Genomic DNA, 5,937 nt, shown 5'->3' with positions numbered 1-5,937 from the left:
ACAATAATAAATAATTTATATAAAAAAAACCTCATATCATAAGATATGAGGTTTGAAAATCTGATTTTACAATCAGAATAAAGAAAGGCAGCGACCTACTCTCCCACATAAATGCAGTACCATCGGCGCTATTGGGCTTAACTTCTCTGTTCGGTATGGGAAGAGGTGAGCCCCAATGCTATAACCACCCTAAGAATTTAGTGGTTAGTATTTAGGGTTTAGTAGTTAGCACTTTGACTAATAACTAAAAACTATCAACTAACAACTGCAGCGTAGCTGCAATAAGTTAACATATGATAAAATAATATTGTAAGTTTCAAAAGATACTGAAAATAATTTCAGCATAAGAAAAAAGAGTGTCTCTCCCGTTATTACTAACGGGAGAAGCGTACATAAGTCTATGGGTTATTAGTACTACTCGGCTATGACATTACTGCCTTTACACCTATAGCCTATCAACGTTGTCATCTCCAACGACCCTTTAAAGAAATCTCATCTTGTGGTGGGTTTCGCGCTTATATGCTTTCAGCGCTTATCCCTTCCCGACGTAGCTACCCTGCTATGCTTCTGGCGAAACAACAGGTACACTAGAGGTCAGTCCAACTCGGTCCTCTCGTACTAGAGTCAGATCCACGCAAATTTCTAACGCCCACAGCAGATAGAGACCGAACTGTCTCACGACGTTCTGAACCCAGCTCGCGTGCCACTTTAATGGGCGAACAGCCCAACCCTTGGGACCTTCTCCAGCCCCAGGATGTGACGAGCCGACATCGAGGTGCCAAACCCCCCCGTCGATATGAGCTCTTGGGGGAGATCAGCCTGTTATCCCCGGAGTACCTTTTATCCTTTGAGCGATGGCCCTTCCATGCGGAACCACCGGATCACTATGCTCTTGTTTCCAACCTGATCGACCTGTATGTCTCTCAGTCAAGCACCCTTATGCCATTGCACTCTACGCACGGTTACCAAGCGTGCTGAGGGTACCTTTAGAAGCCTCCGTTACTCTTTTGGAGGCGACCACCCCAGTCAAACTACCCACCAAGCACTGTCCTCATCTCTGAGTTAGACTCTAGATAAGCAAAGGGTGGTATTTCAAGGATGACTCCACAACGCCTAGCGACGCCGCTTCAATGTCTCCCACCTATCCTACACATTACTTATCCAAAGCCAATACTAAGCTATAGTAAAGGTTCACGGGGTCTTTTCGTCCCGCTGCGGGTAATCGGCATCTTCACCGATACTACAATTTCACCGAGCTCATGGCTGAGACAGTGTCCAGATCGTTGCACCATTCGTGCAGGTCGGAACTTACCCGACAAGGAATTTCGCTACCTTAGGACCGTTATAGTTACGGCCGCCGTTTACTGGGGCTTCATTTCAGATCTTCGCCGAAGCTAAACCCTCCACTTAACCTTCCAGCACCGGGCAGGTGTCAGGCCTTATACATCATCTTTCAATTTAGCAAAGCCCTGTGTTTTTGATAAACAGTCGCCTGGACCTTTTCACTGCGGCCCATCCGAAGATGGGCGACCCTTCTCCCGAAGTTACGGGTCGATTTTGCCTAGTTCCTTAGCCATGAATCTCTCGAGCACCTTAGAATTCTCATCCCAACTACCTGTGTCGGTTTACGGTACGGGTTCTTATAACCTGAAGCTTAGAGGTTTTTCTTGGAAGCCTTTAGGCACACTATCCACTCGTCCGAAGATTTGTGGTACTATCAACCTTCTCCAAAACCTGCGGATTTACCTACAAGTCCTATAAATACAGTCTTCAACGTACTATTCCGTCAGTACGCGGTGCTTTCAATACTCCGTCACCCCATCGCAATTATAAGAAGTACAGGAATATTAACCTGTTATCCATCGACTACTCCCTTCGGATTCGCCTTAGGACCCGACTAACCCTCAGCTGATTAGCATCGCTGAGGAAACCTTAGTCTTTCGGTGTGCGGGTTTCTCACCCGCATTATCGTTACTTATGCCTACATTTTCTTTTGTAACCACTCCAGCATACCTCACAGTACACCTTCTACGCAGGTTACAATGCTCCCCTACCACTTGTATATAATACAAATCCATAGCTTCGGTAATATGTTTATGCCCGATTATTATCCATGCTCGTCCGCTCGACTAGTGAGCTGTTACGCACTCTTTAAATGAATGGCTGCTTCCAAGCCAACATCCTAGCTGTCTGGGCAGACAAACCTCGTTTTTTCAACTTAACATATATTTGGGGACCTTAGCTGATGGTCTGGGTTCTTTCCCTCTCGGACATGGACCTTAGCACCCATGCCCTCACTGCTGAGAAACATTTTATAGCATTCGGAGTTTGTCAGGAATTGGTAGGCGGTGAAGCCCCCGCATCCAATCAGTAGCTCTACCTCTATAAAACTTTTACTCAACGCTGCACCTAAATGCATTTCGGGGAGTACGAGCTATTTCCGAGTTTGATTGGCCTTTCACCCCTACCCACAGGTCATCCAAAGACTTTTCAACGTCAACTGGTTCGGTCCTCCACTATGTGTTACCACAGCTTCAACCTGCCCATGGGTAGATCACTCGGTTTCGCGTCTACTACTACTAACTAAAGCGCCCTATTCAGACTCGCTTTCGCTACGGCTCCTTGACTTAATCAATTAACCTTGCTAGAAACAGTAACTCGTAGGCTCATTATGCAAAAGGCACGCCGTCACACATAAATGTGCTCCGACCGCTTGTAGGCGTACGGTTTCAGGTTCTCTTTCACTCCCTTACTTAGGGTTCTTTTCACCTTTCCCTCACGGTACTAGTTCACTATCGGTCTCTCAGGAGTATTTAGCCTTACCGGATGGTCCCGGTGGATTCATACAGGATTACTCGTGTCCCGCACTACTCAGGATACCATTATCAATAACTTCACTTACTTTTACGGGACTATCACCCTCTTTGGTCTGTCTTTCCAAACAGTTCTAATTCACTTAGCATCGAATATCATGGTCCTACAACCCCAAAATTGCCGTAACAACTTTGGTTTGGGCTAATCCGCGTTCGCTCGCCACTACTAACGGAATCACTATTGTTTTCTCTTCCTCCGGTTACTTAGATGTTTCAGTTCACCGGGTTTACCCCTATTGCTAGGTGACATGTCTTCAACATGCCGGGTTGCCCCATTCGGATATCTACGGATTATAAGGTATGTGCCCCTCCCCGTAGCTTTTCGCAGCTTATCACGTCCTTCATCGTCTCTGAGAGCCTAGGCATCCGCCATACGCCCTTACTTAACTTATTGTACTTTTTGCTACAGTATAAATACTGCAACGAGCTCTTTTATATTTTTATAAAAATTATCTAGAATATTTCTATTCTAAACTCTCTATCTTTTTGATTCTTACGATATCATTTTACCAATATGTCAATGAACGTGGCGAATCGCCACTGATAAGTATTTTATCAGTACAATTCGTGCAAATCTCTGAAAACAAACATTATTTGTCTCCAGGCACTGCCTGGTGGAGAATATCGGAGTCGAACCGATGACCTCTTGCGTGCAAGGCAAGCGCTCTAGCCAGCTGAGCTAATCCCCCATATTTCTAGTTGGCAATCCACAGTTCTCAGTCTGCAGTCGATAGCCGACTAATTAGGGTGAATAACCACTTCTAGAATTTCCTTAAATATATAAAAAATTGTAGTCCCGGGCAGACTCGAACTGCCGACCTCTACATTATCAGTGTAGCGCTCTAACCAGCTGAGCTACGAGACTATAATAGCTTAAATATTGTGTTTTTAAAATTAACAGCAAAGAGTAAAATGTACCTTTTGTAACTCACCATCTTTCTCTAGAAAGGAGGTGTTCCAGCCGCACCTTCCGGTACGGCTACCTTGTTACGACTTAGCCCTAGTTACTAGTTTTACCCTAGGCGGCTCCTTGCGGTGACCGACTTCAGGCACTCCCAGCTTCCATGGCTTGACGGGCGGTGTGTACAAGGCCCGGGAACGTATTCACCGGATCATGGCTGATATCCGATTACTAGCGATTCCAGCTTCACGGAGTCGAGTTGCAGACTCCGATCCGAACTGTGATATGGTTTATAGATTTGCTCTCTGTTGCCAGATGGCTGCTCATTGTCCATACCATTGTAGCACGTGTGTGGCCCAGGACGTAAGGGCCGTGATGATTTGACGTCATCCCCACCTTCCTCACGGTTTGCACCGGCAGTCTCGTTAGAGTCCCCATCTTTACATGCTGGCAACTAACGACAAGGGTTGCGCTCGTTATAGGACTTAACCTGACACCTCACGGCACGAGCTGACGACAACCATGCAGCACCTTGTAATATGTCCGAAGAAAAAACTATCTCTAGTCCTGTCATACTACATTTAAGCCCTGGTAAGGTTCCTCGCGTATCATCGAATTAAACCACATGCTCCACCGCTTGTGCGGGCCCCCGTCAATTCCTTTGAGTTTCAATCTTGCGATCGTACTCCCCAGGTGGGACACTTATCACTTTCGCTTAGTCACTGAGATAAATCCCAACAACTAGTGTCCATCGTTTACGGCGTGGACTACCAGGGTATCTAATCCTGTTCGCTCCCCACGCTTTCGTCCATGAGCGTCAGTATATACGTAGTAGACTGCCTTCGCAATCGGTATTCTGTGTAATATCTATGCATTTCACCGCTACACTACACATTCTATCTACTTCCATATAACTCAAGTCAACCAGTATCAAAGGCAGTTCCATAGTTAAGCTATGGGATTTCACCTCTGACTTAATTGACCGCCTGCGGACCCTTTAAACCCAATGATTCCGGATAACGCTCGGACCCTCCGTATTACCGCGGCTGCTGGCACGGAGTTAGCCGGTCCTTATTCTTACAGTACCGTCAAGCTGCTACACGTAGCAGTGTTTCTTCCTGTATAAAAGCAGTTTACAACCCATAGGGCAGTCTTCCTGCACGCGGCATGGCTGGGTCAGAGTCTCCTCCATTGCCCAATATTCCTCACTGCTGCCTCCCGTAGGAGTCTGGTCCGTGTCTCAGTACCAGTGTGGGGGATCCCCCTCTCAGGGCCCCTACCTATCATCGCCATGGTAAGCCGTTACCTTACCATCTAGCTAATAGGACGCATAGTCATCTTTTACCGATAAATCTTTAATTAAGTAATCATGCAATTTCTCAATACTATGGGGTATTAATCTTCATTTCTAAAGGCTATCCCCCTGTAAAAGGTAGATTCTATACGCGTTACGCACCCGTGCGCCGGTCGTCAGCGAGTGCAAGCACTCCTGTTACCCCTCGACTTGCATGTGTTAAGCCTGCCGCTAGCGTTCATCCTGAGCCAGGATCAAACTCTTCATTGTATATCTTTAATAATATGAATGAATAAGTTTCAAAAGAATTTACATTAAATTAATTAATGCGGTTATTCTACTCTTTGTTTACGCTGTCAATTTCAATATTTTCAATGAACTTGGTCAAGCAACCACAGACAAGTTTTAATCACCTGCTTCTTACTTCACCTTTGTAGAAATGATAGAATCGAACTATCTAATTATTTACTAATTATTCCAAAATCTCCCTGAACTTCTTTCGCTGTTTTTGTTAGCGGCTGCAAATATATAAACTATTTTCATTCTGACAATAAAAAAATAATTTATTTTTTATTTATTTTCTAAACCCTAAAAAACTGAACTTTTTTGCCCGAAAAATCGGACTGCAAAGATACTATGCTTTTTCTTTATCAACCAAATAAAATTGAAACTTTTTTTTAAAAAAATAAAGCCTACCTAGTTGAATCAAATACCTAAATAAAAAACCTCTTAACAAAATCAAACTCTCAATGAACATACACTAAATCAACACAACATACAAAACTTAATAGCGCTTTGTGTTTTCGCTTAGCGGGTGCAAATATACACCCTCTTTTGAATCTCACAACTGTTTTTTTAAAGTATTTTTT

At 44.5% G+C, this 5,937-nt stretch carries 2 tRNA genes and 3 rRNA genes; all 5 read right to left on the bottom strand.

The annotated features are described in order from the left end of the window. Nucleotides 1–82: 82 nt before the first annotated feature. Nucleotides 83–192 (bottom strand): 5S ribosomal RNA (gene rrf, locus ACY2RW_RS16050). A gap of 196 nt (nt 193–388) precedes the next feature. Further along, nucleotides 389–3,267 (bottom strand): 23S ribosomal RNA (locus ACY2RW_RS16045). 218 nt (nt 3,268–3,485) lie between these two features. After that, a tRNA-Ala gene (locus ACY2RW_RS16040) sits at nt 3,486–3,562 on the bottom strand. Between the two features lie 102 nt (nt 3,563–3,664). Then, nucleotides 3,665–3,738: transfer RNA gene (locus ACY2RW_RS16035), tRNA-Ile, on the bottom strand. Between the two features lie 80 nt (nt 3,739–3,818). Further along, nucleotides 3,819–5,338 (bottom strand): 16S ribosomal RNA (locus ACY2RW_RS16030). The 16S, 23S and 5S rRNA genes sit together here with 2 tRNA genes alongside, the layout of an rRNA operon. Between the last annotated feature and the right edge of the window lie 599 nt (nt 5,339–5,937).

The sequence above is a fragment of the Polaribacter sp. 2305UL8-11 genome (genome assembly GCF_058147165.1).
The sequence above is the reverse complement of the archived record's forward strand: the minus strand, read 5'-3'. Positions and strand labels throughout refer to the sequence as shown.